Raw genomic sequence first — 15,163 nt, 5'->3', positions numbered from 1 at the left:
AAGAACATGAATTCTGTCATAATTAGAAAAGAGCAAATTCACGATTCAAAAGCTGTTCTCACACAAGAACAGTCGAAGCATTTACTTGAAATTGTAAAAGTAAAAGTTGGCGACGAACTCAAAGGGACAATTCTTGAAGAAGGTCTAACGACTATTACTGTAAGTAATATTAGCGATGGAATTGTTGAAGTAGAAATTGGGCAAGTCAGAAAAGGGCTTCACTTTCTAATTGAGTTGATTATTGCAGCTTCAAGACCTCCTACAATGAAAAAAGTGTTTGAGCACTGTAGTGCTATGGGTGCAAGTCACTTTCATATTTTTAAGGCCATTTTAAGTGATAAGAGCTATCTCACTTCTAAAGTTTATGAGCGCTTTCAAGAACTATCAGAACTTGGCGTTAGTCAGTCTGCTGTTTTCTATAAAGCTCCAACTCTTAAGAAGACTTATCAATATGAGGATATAGAAGCGAAAGGTGTTCAACGATTTATTCTCTCACCTTATGCCACAACAAAGTTAAAAGATGTTAAAATAGATATTGAAAGACCATTACAATTGGCCATAGGCCCAGAGCGTGGATGGACCAACCAAGAAATAAATGAATTTAAAAATCTTGGTTTTGAAGAGATCAGCATAGGTCCTTCAATTATGAGAGTTGAAAATGCCTCAATCGCAATCCTTGGCCACTTAAACCAATTAATGGATAGGAAATAATATGCTTAGAAAAATTGAAAAACTTTTTGATGAACAAGTAAGACCAGCTCTTGCTGCTCACGGTGGTAATATCGAATTAATCGATTACGATAATGATAAACTCTATGTAAAGATGACTGGTGGCTGTCAGGGTTGTTCTGCTTCACAAGCAACGCTTACAGATGGTGTTGCAAGACTTGTTAAGCAAAACTTTCCAGACATAGTAGAAGTTGTGGATGTTACAGATCACTCAAAGGGTGATAATCCGTTTATGTAAAAAAATAGCTCCCAGTCGGGAGCTATCAGCTTATTAAAGTTTAAGCGACTTTAGTATGTTCTTCTAATTCGGACTCGCGCATTCCATAGTCTTCATTTGCATGAGAAATTGATCTTCTCACCCTATCCTCAGTCTCCCAGTAACTTAATCCTGAAAGGATAATACTTCCGCTGGTGGCAAATGCCATGACTGTAGTCACGAGTATAATCTCTAGTAATTCCATATTTGCCTCCTTAATCTAATCATATAGACTTATCGGCAGATAAATGTGGAATACCTCCAAATTCTACTCAATTTTCAATAAATTTAAATACTTAGATTAGAGAATGACCCTTGAACGGGCCTCAAGAATTTGCTCTTTTTTGAGTCTTACAATAGACACACCTTCTTCATTTTTTTGATCAGAAAGAATCTCGCCCCAAGGGTTAATAACAAGGGAGTGTCCGTAAGTGTGAATGCCAGGATTATTTTCACCACTCTGTGCACTGGCCACGACATAACACTGTCCTTCAATTGAACGAGCTCGTAATAGAGTATGCCAATGTGCCTTTCCAGTAGGAACAGTGAACGCTGAAGCAAAAGTAATCAGATCGACCTTATTATCGTAGTAATACTGAAGGAACTTTGGATATCGAAGATCAAAACAAATTGCGATACCAATTTTCCAGCCAAGAATATCAATAATTAAAGGATCATTTCCTGCTGTATAAATATCAGCTTCATTAACTTTCTTATGAATCTCATTTCCCTGCTCATCTACAGTTGTGATGTCACAAGAAAATAAATGGCACTTGTCGTAGCTACCAATAACACAACCTTTAGGATCCAAGTTAATGGCCTTATTATAAATAGCTGTATTACTTTTAAAAGCAACAGAGCCCCCAACAAGGAAGAGCCCAGAATCAATGGCCAATTGCCTGATGTTATCAAAGTGTTCATTGTCCCACTCCACAAGGTATGGACTTGGCATGCGGCCATTTGAGATTGAATAAAAACACTCAGGCAGGAAGGCCACTTGGGCCCCCGCTTCTTTTGCCTGAGATAAGTATTTTTTAATTTTTTTTAGATTCGATTGATAATCGAGAGATGAAGAAATTTGAATATTGGCGATAACCAATTCATTCATTAAATTTTCTTTCCGATCGCGTAGTAAGTGAATCCTTCCGCTAAAACTTTTTCTGTTTTAAATAAGTTTCTTGCATCAAAGATGATTTTACCATTTAAGCGCGAAGAGATTTCAGTAAAGTCGGGAGTAGAGAATTCTCTCCATTCAGTTACAGTAACCATAGCGTCACATCCACTTAAACAGTCATACTTATTAGCTACTTGCTCAATAGATGAGTGATACTTTTCATCCACAGCTTTCATGAAGTTTGGTCCACCTTCAGGATCGAAGAAACGAATCTTTGCACCAGCATCGATTAGGTCCTTTGCCATATAAATTGCAGGAGACTCACGAACATCATCAGTATTTGCTTTAAATGCTACACCCCAAAATGCAAAAGTTTTTCCACTTAAGTCTTCACCAAAATGCTTTTTGATTTTTGTTGCCATGTAAAGTTTTTGCTCATCATTTACATCTTCAGTTGATTCAATGACTCTTAGAGTATGCCCATGTTCTTTAGCTGTATAAATTAAGGCCTTCACGTCTTTTGGAAAACATGATCCACCATAACCAGGGCCCGGATATAAGAAGTGTGGTCCAATTCTTCGATCACTTGAGATTCCTTGGCGAACCTCATTGATGTCTGCACCAAGAGTGTCACAAAGTCTTGCAATGTCATTAATGAAAGAAATCTTAGTCGCTAGAAAACAGTTTGCCGCATACTTTGTCATCTCTGCTGAAAGATTAGACATCATATAAATTGGGTTACCTTGTTTTACTAATGGCTCGTAAAGCTCTTCCATAGCTTGCGCTGCGTACGGGTCGTTGTGACCGATAACTACACGATCAGGTCTCATGAAGTCTTCAATTGCTGATCCTTCTTTTAAGAACTCTGGGTTATTTACGATATGAAATTTTTTGTCTGTATTTTTTGCAACAATCTCTTTTACTTTTTCACATGTTCCAATTGGAACTGTTGATTTAATAACAATGATTGCATCATCACTAATATTTTTTGCTACATCTTCAGCAGCTTGAAATAAATATGAAAGATTTGCACTTCCATCATCTCCAGAAGGAGTTCCAACCGCAAGAAAGATCGACTTAGAATCTTTTACTGATTCAAGACCTGTTGAGAAAGTTAGTCTCTCTGCTTTAATATTTCTTTCTAGTAGATCGTTAAGTCCTGGTTCAAAAATTGGTGATTCACCACGTCTCATCATTGCAACTTTATTTTCATCGATATCAACACAAGTAACCTTGTGACCGATTTCCGCAAAACAAGTTCCACTTACTAAACCTACATATCCTGTTCCAATAACTGTAATTTTCAAGCTTTTATCCTTTTTAAAAATTGGTACTAGATTAGCACCTTTTATGCTAAGTTTTAAGTCTAAATAAGGACTTCAACAGTATGCTCAAGGCGTCATTCCAGACAATTCTCAAAGTAGTTTTCGCAATTGCTATCCTGACATGGCTTGCAAAGTCAGACAAGCTTGACCTTGGGCTAATAAACAAAGTACTTGAAAATGGTCCATGGGCCCTGATCTCATTTACTCTGTTAGTGTGTGGTTCATTTATTGCAGCTTTTCGCTGGTCACTTCTCCTTAAAACAAAAAGTGAAAAGATTCATATAAAGAAAATTTATCCAATTAATTTGATTGGACAATTCTTTTCCACTTTTCTCCCTGGTGTTGTAACTGGTGACTTCTTAAAACTTCTCTATGTTAGAGATTGTGATCGAAATTTAAAAAGATCATTTCTTTTAAGTACTGCACTTATTGATCGAATCATTGGCCTTATTGGCCTTTTAATTGTCGGTGGCTCCTCTTCGATTTATTTTTATTCGGAACTGATCGTTTTATCACCAAAGGTAAAACCTCTCATTTCATTCAATATTATGCTTCTACTTGGTGCACTTGGTTTTGTCTTAGTACTCTTTATGCCGGTAAGAATTAAAAGACATGTCATTGAATTAATAAAAATTCTACCAATTGTTGGAGATAAGATTGCAAATATTACTGAAACGTTTTGGAAAATTGGTGAAAGTCGAAGCGTGATATTAAAATCAATTGGCCTCTCAGTGATAGTCCACATCTTTGCAATTAGCGCTTTCTGGAGTTTAGTTCATTCTTTCCTAGATACAAATATTGGAATTAAACAACTTTTTAGTATTATCCCTATTGGGCTGATTTCAATAGCTATTCCAATATCTCCTGCAGGAGCAGGTGTTGGCCACCTTGTTTTTGAAGAGCTCTTTAAGGCACTGGGACAAGATAAAGGTGCTTCATTTTTCAATCTCTACTTCTTAGTAGCAATTTCAGTGAATCTTCTAGGTGTCATTCCATACGTTCTTTGGAAAAAGAAGCACACCTTCAAAGAAGCAGAAGCACTTGAAGAAAATTAAGTAAATTAGTTAAAAACAAAAATCTTTTTCGGATCGATATGGCCGTACTGACGCCACTTAGTCTTTAAAGCTTCAATCCTTAAAAGAAATTGCATATCTCTTTTACGATCATTTAGCTTTCTGACTTTCTTAGATTCCTTAACAAGCGGCCCTCTCGCATCATAAGGAAGAACAGAGATATCATCTAATAACATCGTCTTTCCTTCGTGAGAAATTGTTCGAGCAATGAATAAGTCATCTTTTACTAGTTGTAACGTAAACTCATTCTTAGGAATATAGAATTTAGTATTATGTAGAATGTCTTTAAAGACATGCTTTTTAAAAAGATTTTGTCCACGGTATTCAAAAAGAGAATGATTAATACTTAACATTGAATCTTTTTGATTTTCTTCAATTGAGATTTCATTAACAAATTTCTTAATAAGTGGCCCATTATCATCGAAGTCACGTTGAGTGATATACCAGTAAACGAATCCATTCATACGAGATTCGTAATCCTCATCTTCTTCCGATAATTTCCCAGCAAGCTTAAAATACTCTTCTTTTGCTGATCTTAATTTGTCATAGTATTCATTCGACGAAAACTTAGTTACAGCATCGTCTAAAATACTTCTCAATTCTTCCATGTTTATTTTTTCCCACCACTACTTTCTTCATCAACAGCAAGAACGGCCAAGAATGCTTCTTGTGGAACTTCTACGGATCCAACCATCTTCATTCTCTTCTTACCTTCTTTCTGCTTTTCAAGTAGTTTTCTCTTCCTTGAAACGTCACCACCGTAACACTTAGCAAGTACGTTCTTACGAAGTGCCTTTACAGTTTCACGAGCAACAATTTTAGCACCAATTGCAGCCTGAATGGCAATATCAAATTGTTGACGATCAATAATCTTTCTTAATCGTCCTACAAGATCACGACCCTTATAGTATGCATTATCAACGTGACAAATAATTGATAGAGCATCAACTTTCTCACTATTTAAAAGGACATCAACCTTAACAAGTTTTGAGGCTTGATAACCTTTGAACTCGTAATCCATCGATGCATATCCCTTAGTGTAACTTTTTAACTTATCATAGAAGTCAAAAACCATCTCACTTAGTGGAAGATCATAAGTAACCTGCACACGCTCTTCAGTAATATATTTCATATCAGTCTGAATACCGCGCTTTTCCTCACATAGACGAATAATCTTACCAACAAATTCGTTTGGTACGTGAATTGAGATTGAAACAACCGGCTCAGTAATTTCTTCAAATTTTCCAGGCTCAGGCATTGTTGAAGGGTTTTCAACATCAACAATCTCACCGTCATTCATCTTAACTTTATAAGACACAGAAGGTGCAGTTGAAATTAAATTTAAACTAAATTCACGCTCAAGACGTTCTTGAATAATATTCATGTGAAGTAGACCAAGGAATCCACAACGGAAACCAAAGCCTAGTGCCTGAGATGTTTCAGGCTCGTATGTAAATGAAGAATCATTTAGCGCTAGTTTTTCTAGAGCATCTTTTAATACTTCATAATCATGAGATTCAACAGGGAAGATACCACAGAAAACCATTGGCTTTACTTCTTCGTATCCACCTAAACTTGGCGTATCTTTCTTCTTAGCATTAACAACTGTATCCCCAACCTTTACGTCACGAATATTTTTAATACCGCAGATAACCATCCCAACTTCACCGGCACCGAGTTCTTTTACCTCAGTAAAGAACGGAGTGTTCACAGCAAGCTTAAGAACTTCATATTCTTGATCTGAATTCTTAAGATAGATAATATCTTTCTTATTAATCGTACCTTCAACCACTCTGAGTAAGAAGATTACACCCTGATACGGGTCAAACCATGAGTCAAAAATTAGACCCTGAAGATCTTTATTTGGGTCCCCTTTAGGACAAGGGATTTTTTCAATAATCGATTCAAGTAGGTCTTCTACACCAAGTCCTGACTTAGCTGAAACTTCATCAGCATCTAATGCTTCAATACCAACAACATCTTCAATCTCTTGCTTAACACGTTCTGCATCTGCGTGAGGAAGATCAATTTTATTAAGGACAGGCATGATTTCAAGATCATTTTCCATGGCCATATAAACGTTAGCAAGAGTTTGCGCTTCAACACCTTGAGAGGCATCAACAACAAGAAGAGCACCATCACAAGAAGCAAGTGATCTTGAAACTTCATATGAGAAGTCAACGTGACCCGGAGTATCGATGATATTTAGGTAGTAAGTCTGTCCATCGCGGGCCTTGTAGTTCAATCGAACAGTTTGTGCCTTAATGGTAATCCCACGCTCTTTTTCAAGCTCCATATTATCGAGAATACGATCAGATTTCTCGCGATCAGTAATTGAACCTGTTTTTTCAATTAAACGATCCGCAAGAGTCGATTTCCCGTGGTCAATATGTGCAATAATGGAAAAATTTCGAATTAGTTTCCTATCAATCATTGTATCTATAACTCCGCTAAATTCCACGAATCATAGCACATATTTCTAGGGATAACTATATTTTCGAGAGTTTTGAGGCACCTAAATACTTAAGATGCCTGAACTTCTTTTGACATTACCATTAAGTAATAATCTAGTGACGAGTCGCGTCCACGAATTGGAATTACTGACGCATAGCCTTCGTAAATATATTCAACTACTTCCTCGATATCTTCATGAGACTCACCTGCTTCATCCCCTTCGATATCAACCTTTACAGAAATCTTATCTCCAATCTCTTTATCTGATTTAGCTGAGTCATCGCGCTTAGCGATTTTGATTTCCTGGTTTTCAATCTTAGAACGACGCTTAATGGCAAGTTCATATGTTTCAATGATGCATTGAGGAATAATTGAGTCTGTCATCACTTTACCAATTGTATCTTCAGATTGAACCTGAAGAAGTTGGTAAATCTGATTATTCATATACATGAGCTCACCCTTGGCATTTGTTAAAAGAACAGGTCTCTTAACCATATTGGCAAGTACATCAAACTTTCTATTCTCTACAACAATCTTATCTGCACGTAATTCTTCAAACTTTTTGAAAGAGTGAATCATCTTATTCATCTCTTGAGCAATCTCTCCAATCTCGTCATCTTGCGAATAGTAGATCGAAACGTCGAAGTTACAATCTTGTAGCTCTCGAATAGCATCTTTAATCTTCTTAAATGGTAAAGCAATTTTACCAGGGATAACTAGACCTAAAATAATCGTCCAAAGAAATGCAATAATTAGAGTAATCATCATCTTGCGTTTAGTTTCGTTGATGATTCCTTTAATTTTCTCTTCTCTTTCCACATTCTGATAATACTGAATGTCTTGAAACTCAGAGAATGCATCAAGAATTTTATCGGCCAGCTCACCTATGGAAGTCATTCCGATATTATTTCGATGGAATAAAGAAGCTTTACTTAGAATAACCTTCAATGAATCGGTATAAGAGAGCATTTGTCCAATAATCTTTTTAACCTCTGGTTCATCGTAGTGAGTATCAAGTCTTTGAAGTTGTGATGTAAAAGACTCACAAAGGTTTAGAATTCTTTCCACCATCTCTGGAGTTGGTTTTTTTGTGAGAATCCTTCTTTGATTCTTTAAAATCGCAACCGCTGAAATCCTAACCTCGTCAGTAATAAGAGTTACTTTATTTGAACGATCAGTAATCGACTCAATTTCTTTATTGAGGTTATTTAAATGATAAAAAACGATGAACGCTAGAAGAATTACAACTGCTGCTGCAAATGAAAAACTCCAGGCGACTCGATTTCTTAGTGATAAATTCAAAATTATTCCCCTTTATGCGACGTCAAAGACTTATGCATCCTCAAGATCAGCAAAAAGTTTATTAAAATTCTTTTCACTTCCAACTAGAACAACGATGTCATCTGATTCGATAATATCCATCGGCATTGGACAATCGTTAATTTCCATACGATAAGCAGACTTACCGTCTTCAGTGATATATGGAACCTTCTTTTGAAGGGCAACAATATTAAGTGAATAGTTTTGACGAATCTTACTCTCTACCAGAGTCTTTCCTTCAAATTTCTTTCCAAGCTTAAGCTCGACAATAGAATATCCGGCCGCAAAGTTATAACGCTGAAGAACGTGAGGAGCAATAATCTTAGAAGCGACGATTTCCCCCATCTCCTCTTCAACTTTAATAATTTCAGAAGCACCAATTTCATGAAGAACGTGCTCGTGAAGTTTTGAAGTAGCACGGGCAATTACACGACCTACACCAAGCTTTCGAAGCATTGTTACGGCCATAATCGACATCTGAATATTGTCACCAATGGCAACAACCGCAGTATCAACGTCAGAAATATTTACAGATCGAAGAGATCTTTCATCAGTAACATCTAGTGCAACAGCGTGTGTTGTACGGTCTTTAATTTTATCAACGAGCTCATCATTCTTATCAATAGCAATTACCTCGGCTCCCTTTTCAAAAAGTCCAACCGCAGTTTTTGCACCAAATGTCCCTAGCCCGATAACAGCAACTAGCATATAAAATCCTTTATCTAATTTTAACCAATCATTATTCGTCCGTCAGGGTAGTCTAATTTACCTGAGTATTTCTGTCTCTCACCAATTGCTAAGATTAGAGTTAAAGGACCAATACGTCCAATAAGCATCAGAATAGAAATTGCGACTTTCCCTGCGACTGTTAAAAATGGAGTAACTCCAAGAGTGAGCCCAACTGTTCCCCCTGCACTTAGAACTTCAAAGAAAAGTGGTAAGAAGTTTTGATTTGGCTCTATTTTCATCATGATAAAAATAAATGATGTTGAAACGACAATAGAGATGAACATAAGTGCTGTTGCCTTAACAACAACAGGTCCAGCAATTTTGCGATCAAACATCATAACGTTTTTATCACCTTTTAGTGTTGATATAATAGACTGAACAAGAATAGCAAGAGTCGTCGTCTTAACCCCACCGGCCGTCGAACCTGGTGAACCACCGATGAACATAAACATGGCCATCATATAAATCGTATACGAATGAAGATTCGTCAGAGGAATCGTGTTGAATCCCGCAGTTCTAAGGGTAATTGATTGGAAGACAGAAATCTGAATTTTCTCCCAAAGATTATAGCTATCGAGAGCACCAAGAAACTCTCCAAAGAAAATAAAAATTGCACCACCAACAGTAAGAGCTAATGAAGTTATAAGAACAACTTTAGTGTGCATCCCTAAACGAACAATCGTCTTCTCTCTAGTGACAACTTCCTTTAATTCCTTTAGAGCAATGAAACCAATTCCTCCAAGAGAAATAAGAATTGCAATAGTTCCGTGAATTAATGGATTAGTAGCATAATTTTCAAGAGAGTTATCAAATAGAGCAAAACCAGCATTACAAAATGCAGAAACACTATGGAAGAATCCGTAGTACATTGCCTGACCAAATTCAAAGCCTTCGAAAGTGAAACCAATCGTTAAGATAATGGCCCCCCAAAGCTCAATAATAAAAGTATATTTAACAATATTGATAATCATAGCAAAGAGCTCTTCCAGAGAAGAAACATCGAGAAGGTCCTGCATGATAATACGATCTTTCATCTTCATCGATCGACCTAGAACAATGGCCATAGAAGAGTAAAGGGTCATAATGGAAAGACCACCAATTTGAATTAGTCCTAAGATGACCAATTGTCCGACCACACTAAAACTCGTATTCGTTCCAAGTGTTGAAAGTCCTGTAACACAAGTTGCCGAGGTTGCAGTAAAGAGGGCATCCACAAAACTGATACTTACTCCATCTGCAGCAGAGAGAGGAAGCATGAGTAATAAAGTCCCTGCCATGATAACCCCACCAAAGGTGAAGAGAACAAGCTGAGCAGACGTTAATTTGATTTTACTAAAGAGCGTATCAAAACGATTCTTATACTCTCGATTTGTTGGTTCTCCCCCATCATCATATAAAGATAAAATAGTCGAGAGTAAGTGCGCGCTGGCGAGCAAATAGGTAAACTTTAAATCACCCCAAGTAATGAGTGTCGGTATAAATACGAGTAAAGAAAATGAGTATCGACGAAAAAAGTCTTCACCATTTTTTGCTTCAATCATGTTCTTAATAACCGTTAAAGCAATGGCAATTGGGACTACCCAAACCATTAAGTCTAGGGTATTCACGATAAACTTTTGATTCCAACTGGCCGGGATCTTCTTATTATCGTAGAGAGTGAATAAGAGGATAAAACTACCGTTGAAAAAAAGTTCAAACAGGAATGACAATTTTTGTAATAATGATGCCATATTCTTTAATAATATTACTAATTTAGCTAAGTTGATACTTATAGCAGATTGAGACATATTTTCCTATGACTAAAAAGAAGAAACCAAACAAAGAGATCAAGTTTCCAAAAACTTTCCCAATCGATTTCAAAGTCGAACACCTCGACTCTCTTGGTCAAGGTGTATCGAAATCAAATGGAATTGCTTTTATTCAAAAAACACTTCCCGGAGAAGAAGGAAAGGCCCTTGTATACAAGTCTAAGAAAAGTATTCAATTTGCAAGCTTAACTGAGTTAACTAAGAAGTCCCAATTACGTACTGATTCTGAATGTCCTTACTATAGCGAGTGTGGAGGTTGTCACTTCCTACATACTAGTTATGAAAATGAGATTGAGTTTAAAAAGAAAGCTTATCTCGACAACTTTAGTCGCCAATTTAAAATCGACTTAAGTGAATCTCTGATTATTCATAAAGCAGACGAACGCTATAAATATCGAAATCGTATTCAACTTCATTATAATAAGAAGGACAACTCTCTTGGCTTTTTTAACGATTCAAATTCTAAAATCATTTCAATTAAAAATTGTTTAATGGCAAATGATGACATTAATAGTGAATTAGCAGTGCTTAATGAAAACTGGCAAAGTGTTGCAAAAAAAAGCAAAGGCCATGTTGAATTATTTCAACGAGATGGAAAAATCTTAAAAACATTTGATTCCTACTACTCAGCGGAAGGGTTCTTACAAGTAAATCCACCGATGAATGAACGCCTATTAACACTAGTTAATGAATATATGAGTAAAGTCACAAGTAACTCCTCTATCACTGTTGATTTATTTGGAGGAAGCGGAAATATTACAAAAGCACTCTCACATCGTACTATTGTCATGGATGCAACTCCGACTAAATTTATCAAGTTACAAAATAAAGAGCATCAGGAATATATTGAATTAGATATCTACCACCACACGGCCATAAAGAAGCTAGAGGAAATGGCAATTACAGAAATTGATCTTCTTGTAATTGATCCTCCTCGAAGTGGACTTAAAAATATTGATGAATTCACTAAAATCCTAAAGCCAAAACATATCGTATATGTCAGTTGTAATAACCAAACTCTGGCCAGAGATACCCATAAAATTCAATCAGAATATCGTATTGAAGAGTCGCACATGTTCGACTTTTTTCCTGGTACCCGACACTTTGAATCAGTTATCTTCTTTGCGCATAGGTAACGATTGTAAGTTCTTAGATTAACATTGTAATGGGCACTGAAAGCCATTACAATTAAAGAGTATATTCTCTTTTTAATCTAACGTTTTTGGTGAAATGATGAAACGAACTACAGTTACTTTTCTATTTGCAACATTAATTGGAATCATGACGACTTCATGTTCTTCGAATCAGAAAGCAGAACAGTTAAAGAAGGCAGAGCTCTTCTATACATATGGTACTCAAAAAATGATCGATAAGGATTACTCTCAAGCACTTGAAGCTTTAGAGAATGCGAATCAATTAAATCCTAATGATACAAAAACTTTAAACAATCTTGGTCTTGCATACTACTTTAAAAATAGACCAGAAAAAGCAAAGTTCTACTTTAATCAGTCGATTAAAATAGATAATAAAAACTCAGACGCTAGAAATAACCTTGCTTCAATTTATTTCAAAGAAGGTGATTACAATAAAGCAGAAGAGCACTACAAAATTGTTTTAAAAGACCTTATTTATCGCTACAACTATCGAGTTAAGTACAACCTATCTCTTATAGAACTTAAGAGAGGAAACAAAGATGCAGCAGTTAAGTACCTTCAAGAAGTTACTGGCTACACACTAGACTATTGTCCTGCTCCTTATCAATTGGCCCTAATCTATAAGAAAGATGGAAATATCAAAGAGGCCATCAAGAACTTAAATATTGCAACAACAGGTGAATGTAAGAAAGAGATTGCACCAAAGTTTGAACTTGCAGAAATTTATCGTTCTCTTGGTGAAGCTAAGAAGGCACTACCTCTTTACAACGAAATTATTGAGCAGTTCCCAAGAACTGATTATGCGAAAAGAAGCTTAGTAATCAAGAATAATCTAATGAAGAATGTTTATTACTCAAACAAATTTGAAACTGATAATTTATAATTAAAAAGGCGTAATAATGGAACAGGAAGTTGCAAAAGAAGCCCAAAACCTATCTCTAGGAAAATATCTCCAAAAGGCCAGAGATAAGAAAGATCTAAGTATCGAAGCAGTAAGCAGACATACTAGAATCAACCTAACAAACCTTTCGGCACTTGAAGCGGACGACGTCGAGCGACTACCTAACATCGCTTACGTAAGAGGTTTCGTTAAGACACTGGCAAAAACTTATGACATCGATGTCGAAGAAGCAACAAGAAAGCTTGAAGAGCTTTATGGCGAAGCTGCAAGTGAACAGACACAACCGCTTGAAGCAACAGACTTCCCTCAAGCAAACGTAGAGAAGAAGCAGGATCTTGTTAAAAAGGAAGTTCAAATTTCGGACTCTCTAAAATATAAATTACTAGGTGTTGTTGCGGCCTTCTCTATTGGTATTTTTATTTTTATTAATCTTGATAAATCCAGAGAAGTAGATACTGGTGAAGAAACTAAAGAAGTCGTTGTCGAAGCACAAGTGTTAGATGAGAACACTCCGCTACAAGAAGAAAGCGTTGAAGAGACAGAAACAACTTCACAAGAAGCAACAAGTGAAGATGCTACTGAGCAAGTAGTAGAAGAGACAAAACCTGAAGTTATCGTTGAAACTAAAAAAGAAGAAAAGCCAGAAGAAAAAAAGGTAGAAGAAAAAGAAGAAAAAGAGCTTAATTTCTACAACCTTCCTTCTCCACTCTTTGCATTCAAGGATATCTCAGAAGATGAGAAGAATGAGATTATTCCAGCAAATATCAGAGCTGCATTTGAAGATGGAAAACAAAATATTTTTCTAAAAGCTATGACTGGTGATTCTTGGATTGTTTATCAAAGTGATGAAGATCCAATCAAAAAGTTCACGCTTAAAGAAGGAAGGTATCTTCTAATTAAGGGTGATAAGATTCTACTGCGCCTAGGAAATATTGATGCTCTAAACGTATTTTATAATGGTGAACTACTAGGTATGAATTCTCGCTCAGGGGTCAAAAGCTTAGTTTTCCCTGTTGAAATTGCAAAAGATTACAAGTTACCACTGTTTATTTTTGATAAAAACGGTGGTGTTCAAACATCTAAAGAATATTTAGAACAAAAAGAAAATTCTCAAAACTAAGAATTCCAATCTAATTTTTTATAATAACTAATTCCAATAGCTCCTGTGACTACCGCTGGTAAGAACAGGACTAATGGGATTGGTAAATTACTTTTCTTAGCAACAGATACACCAGAGAAATAAAGGGTGTAATAAACAATCGTTACCAAAAGAGCTAATGCACTAGTATTACGAGTTGCACCTCTCCCCTTTTTTACACCAAAGACAAAGCCTAAAAGAGCAAAAACAATACATTGAATAGGTATCGTAAAACGTTCCCAATACTCAATATTTCCCTTTCTTATATCATCTTCTAGCTTATCCTTTATCTTCTTCGTCTTAGTATTTTTTAATTGGCCCTTTAGCTTTCTAATATGTCTTCTCAGCTCGTTAGATGACATCATACTTGCCTTGTTAACACTCGAAAAACTCTGACCTGTTACTATTGGATATTCATACGTTTCAAATAGAATTTTCTCTACTTCATGGCCTTCTTTATCAATAGAAATAATACTTCCATTGAAAAAATCAAATCTAATATTTAAACCACTTGAGTCTCCATCGGACTTTGGCTTATTCAAGACTCCTTGTTTGGCCATAATTACTTTATCAACACCATCTTTAGAAGAGATTCTCAAAAAAACATTTTCTAATATCTTTCCATCATCCTTCACATCTTCAGCAAAAAGAATTACCCCAGGAATCTCTGTAAAAAATTGCTCTTTTTTAATATCTGTCAGAATTCCCTTTGATCCAAGTTGCTTAAAAGTATTCCTAAATATTTTCTTTGAAGTAGGAATCATATTCGTATTTAAAGAAACGACAGAGACAGCAATAAGAATTGAGATAATAAAATAAGGAGAAAAAATTCTGTGCTTATTAATTCCCATGGCCCTCAATGCAACAATTTCTGAGTCTTCACTTAATTTATTTAGTGTATAGATCATTGCAAAAAGAATCGATAACGGAGTCGCCATTGGGATGAAACTAATAGAGATATGGCCAAGAATTTCTAAAAATTGAAAAATTCCTACACCTTTTTTTGTCACAAGCCTCATGAATTTGAACAGTTGTGTCGTTAAGAGGAAGGCAACAAAGAAAGTAAGACTCATCGCAAAAGGGACAATAAAGTTTGACGCAAGGTATCTTTGAAATATCTTAGTTGGGATTAAATCTTTGATCTTTTTGACTGCGTCCATGA

Annotated in this window: 15 protein-coding genes; 6 read left to right on the top strand and 9 right to left on the bottom strand. The window is 35.9% G+C overall.

The window, feature by feature from the left end:
- Positions 1-6: 6 nt before the first annotated feature.
- Positions 7-711, top strand: coding sequence for an RsmE family RNA methyltransferase (locus tag C0Z22_RS13675; RefSeq protein WP_103218929.1), 705 nt, complete (start codon positions 7-9; stop codon positions 709-711).
- A gap of 1 nt (position 712) precedes the next feature.
- Positions 713-967: a NifU family protein gene (locus C0Z22_RS13670; protein WP_021266260.1), complete on the top strand. Its 255-nt coding sequence runs from the start codon at positions 713-715 to the stop codon at positions 965-967.
- A gap of 40 nt (positions 968-1,007) precedes the next feature.
- Here the strand turns inward: C0Z22_RS13670 and C0Z22_RS13665 are convergent, their stop codons facing one another.
- From C0Z22_RS13665 to C0Z22_RS13655, 3 genes are all read right to left on the bottom strand, one after another.
- The gene (locus tag C0Z22_RS13665) at positions 1,008-1,190 is read right to left on the bottom strand and encodes a hypothetical protein (protein WP_103218928.1); all 183 of its coding nucleotides are present in this window, start codon (positions 1,188-1,190) and stop codon (positions 1,008-1,010) included.
- 96 nt (positions 1,191-1,286) lie between these two features.
- Positions 1,287-2,093 (bottom strand): nitrilase-related carbon-nitrogen hydrolase, encoded by an 807-nt coding sequence (locus tag C0Z22_RS13660; RefSeq protein WP_103218927.1) that lies wholly within the window; start codon positions 2,091-2,093, stop codon positions 1,287-1,289.
- Complete coding sequence (locus tag C0Z22_RS13655) at positions 2,093-3,406, bottom strand: UDP-glucose/GDP-mannose dehydrogenase family protein (RefSeq protein WP_103218926.1); 1,314 nt, start codon at positions 3,404-3,406, stop codon at positions 2,093-2,095. Before C0Z22_RS13655 ends, C0Z22_RS13660 begins: the two co-directional genes overlap by 1 nt.
- 80 nt (positions 3,407-3,486) lie before the next feature.
- Here C0Z22_RS13655 and C0Z22_RS13650 point away from each other — a divergent pair, with 80 nt between their 5' ends.
- The gene (locus C0Z22_RS13650; protein WP_103218925.1) at positions 3,487-4,479 is read left to right on the top strand and encodes a lysylphosphatidylglycerol synthase transmembrane domain-containing protein; all 993 of its coding nucleotides are present in this window, start codon (positions 3,487-3,489) and stop codon (positions 4,477-4,479) included.
- A gap of 5 nt (positions 4,480-4,484) precedes the next feature.
- On the opposite strand, the gene C0Z22_RS13645 is transcribed toward C0Z22_RS13650, so the two are convergent.
- The 5 genes from C0Z22_RS13645 to C0Z22_RS13625 all read right to left on the bottom strand — a co-directional run bounded on the left by C0Z22_RS13645 (position 4,485) and on the right by C0Z22_RS13625 (position 10,730).
- On the bottom strand, positions 4,485-5,105 hold the full coding sequence (locus C0Z22_RS13645; RefSeq protein ID WP_103218924.1) for a hypothetical protein: 621 nt from the start codon (positions 5,103-5,105) through the stop codon (positions 4,485-4,487).
- 2 nt (positions 5,106-5,107) lie between these two features.
- A complete protein-coding gene (gene lepA, locus C0Z22_RS13640) occupies positions 5,108-6,931 on the bottom strand; it encodes a translation elongation factor 4 (RefSeq protein ID WP_146037906.1) in 1,824 nt (607 codons plus the stop codon).
- An 89-nt stretch (positions 6,932-7,020) separates the two neighbouring features.
- Positions 7,021-8,253 (bottom strand): HAMP domain-containing protein, encoded by a 1,233-nt coding sequence (locus tag C0Z22_RS13635; RefSeq protein ID WP_103218923.1) that lies wholly within the window; start codon positions 8,251-8,253, stop codon positions 7,021-7,023.
- Between the two features lie 30 nt (positions 8,254-8,283).
- The gene (locus C0Z22_RS13630; RefSeq protein WP_021266154.1) at positions 8,284-8,979 is read right to left on the bottom strand and encodes a TrkA family potassium uptake protein; all 696 of its coding nucleotides are present in this window, start codon (positions 8,977-8,979) and stop codon (positions 8,284-8,286) included.
- A gap of 20 nt (positions 8,980-8,999) precedes the next feature.
- A complete protein-coding gene (locus C0Z22_RS13625; protein WP_158246933.1) occupies positions 9,000-10,730 on the bottom strand; it encodes a TrkH family potassium uptake protein in 1,731 nt (576 codons plus the stop codon).
- Between the two features lie 65 nt (positions 10,731-10,795).
- On the opposite strand from C0Z22_RS13625, the gene C0Z22_RS13620 reads away from it, so the two are divergent.
- The 3 genes from C0Z22_RS13620 to C0Z22_RS13610 all read left to right on the top strand — a co-directional run bounded on the left by C0Z22_RS13620 (position 10,796) and on the right by C0Z22_RS13610 (position 13,983).
- Entirely contained in the window at positions 10,796-11,944 is a 1,149-nt protein-coding gene (locus C0Z22_RS13620; RefSeq protein WP_103218921.1) for a class I SAM-dependent RNA methyltransferase, read from the top strand.
- A gap of 97 nt (positions 11,945-12,041) precedes the next feature.
- Positions 12,042-12,845, top strand: a complete 804-nt coding sequence (locus tag C0Z22_RS13615; protein WP_158246932.1) for a lipopolysaccharide assembly protein LapB — start codon at positions 12,042-12,044, stop codon at positions 12,843-12,845.
- Positions 12,846-12,861: 16 nt separating this feature from the next.
- Entirely contained in the window at positions 12,862-13,983 is a 1,122-nt protein-coding gene (locus C0Z22_RS13610; RefSeq protein WP_103218919.1) for a RodZ family helix-turn-helix domain-containing protein, read from the top strand.
- Here C0Z22_RS13610 and C0Z22_RS13605 read toward each other — a convergent pair.
- On the bottom strand, positions 13,980-15,161 hold the full coding sequence (locus C0Z22_RS13605) for an LptF/LptG family permease (RefSeq protein WP_103218918.1): 1,182 nt from the start codon (positions 15,159-15,161) through the stop codon (positions 13,980-13,982). The two genes, C0Z22_RS13610 and C0Z22_RS13605, sit on opposite strands and share 4 nt — an antisense overlap.
- Positions 15,162-15,163: the final 2 nt, after the last annotated feature.

It is taken from the genome of Halobacteriovorax sp. DA5 (genome assembly GCF_002903145.1).
Taxonomy (GTDB): domain Bacteria; phylum Bdellovibrionota; class Bacteriovoracia; order Bacteriovoracales; family Bacteriovoracaceae; genus Halobacteriovorax_A.
This window is presented reverse-complemented; position numbering and strand designations above follow the sequence as displayed.

Excerpts from the sequence above, each read along its gene's own strand:
- C0Z22_RS13630 (WP_021266154.1), bottom strand. The coding sequence starts at position 8,979 with ATGCTAGTTGCTGTTATCGGGCTAGGGACATTTGGTGCAAAAACTGCG.
- C0Z22_RS13620 (WP_103218921.1), top strand. The coding sequence starts at position 10,796 with ATGACTAAAAAGAAGAAACCAAACAAAGAGATCAAGTTTCCAAAAACT.
- C0Z22_RS13675 (WP_103218929.1), top strand. The coding sequence starts at position 7 with ATGAATTCTGTCATAATTAGAAAAGAGCAAATTCACGATTCAAAAGCT.
- C0Z22_RS13665 (WP_103218928.1), bottom strand. The coding sequence starts at position 1,190 with ATGGAATTACTAGAGATTATACTCGTGACTACAGTCATGGCATTTGCC.
- C0Z22_RS13645 (WP_103218924.1), bottom strand. The coding sequence starts at position 5,105 with ATGGAAGAATTGAGAAGTATTTTAGACGATGCTGTAACTAAGTTTTCG.
- C0Z22_RS13660 (WP_103218927.1), bottom strand. The coding sequence starts at position 2,093 with ATGAATGAATTGGTTATCGCCAATATTCAAATTTCTTCATCTCTCGAT.
- lepA (WP_146037906.1), bottom strand. The coding sequence starts at position 6,931 with ATGATTGATAGGAAACTAATTCGAAATTTTTCCATTATTGCACATATT.
- C0Z22_RS13670 (WP_021266260.1), top strand. The coding sequence starts at position 713 with ATGCTTAGAAAAATTGAAAAACTTTTTGATGAACAAGTAAGACCAGCT.
- C0Z22_RS13625 (WP_158246933.1), bottom strand. The coding sequence starts at position 10,730 with ATGGCATCATTATTACAAAAATTGTCATTCCTGTTTGAACTTTTTTTC.
- C0Z22_RS13610 (WP_103218919.1), top strand. The coding sequence starts at position 12,862 with ATGGAACAGGAAGTTGCAAAAGAAGCCCAAAACCTATCTCTAGGAAAA.
- C0Z22_RS13615 (WP_158246932.1), top strand. The coding sequence starts at position 12,042 with ATGAAACGAACTACAGTTACTTTTCTATTTGCAACATTAATTGGAATC.
- C0Z22_RS13605 (WP_103218918.1), bottom strand. The coding sequence starts at position 15,161 with ATGGACGCAGTCAAAAAGATCAAAGATTTAATCCCAACTAAGATATTT.
- C0Z22_RS13650 (WP_103218925.1), top strand. The coding sequence starts at position 3,487 with ATGCTCAAGGCGTCATTCCAGACAATTCTCAAAGTAGTTTTCGCAATT.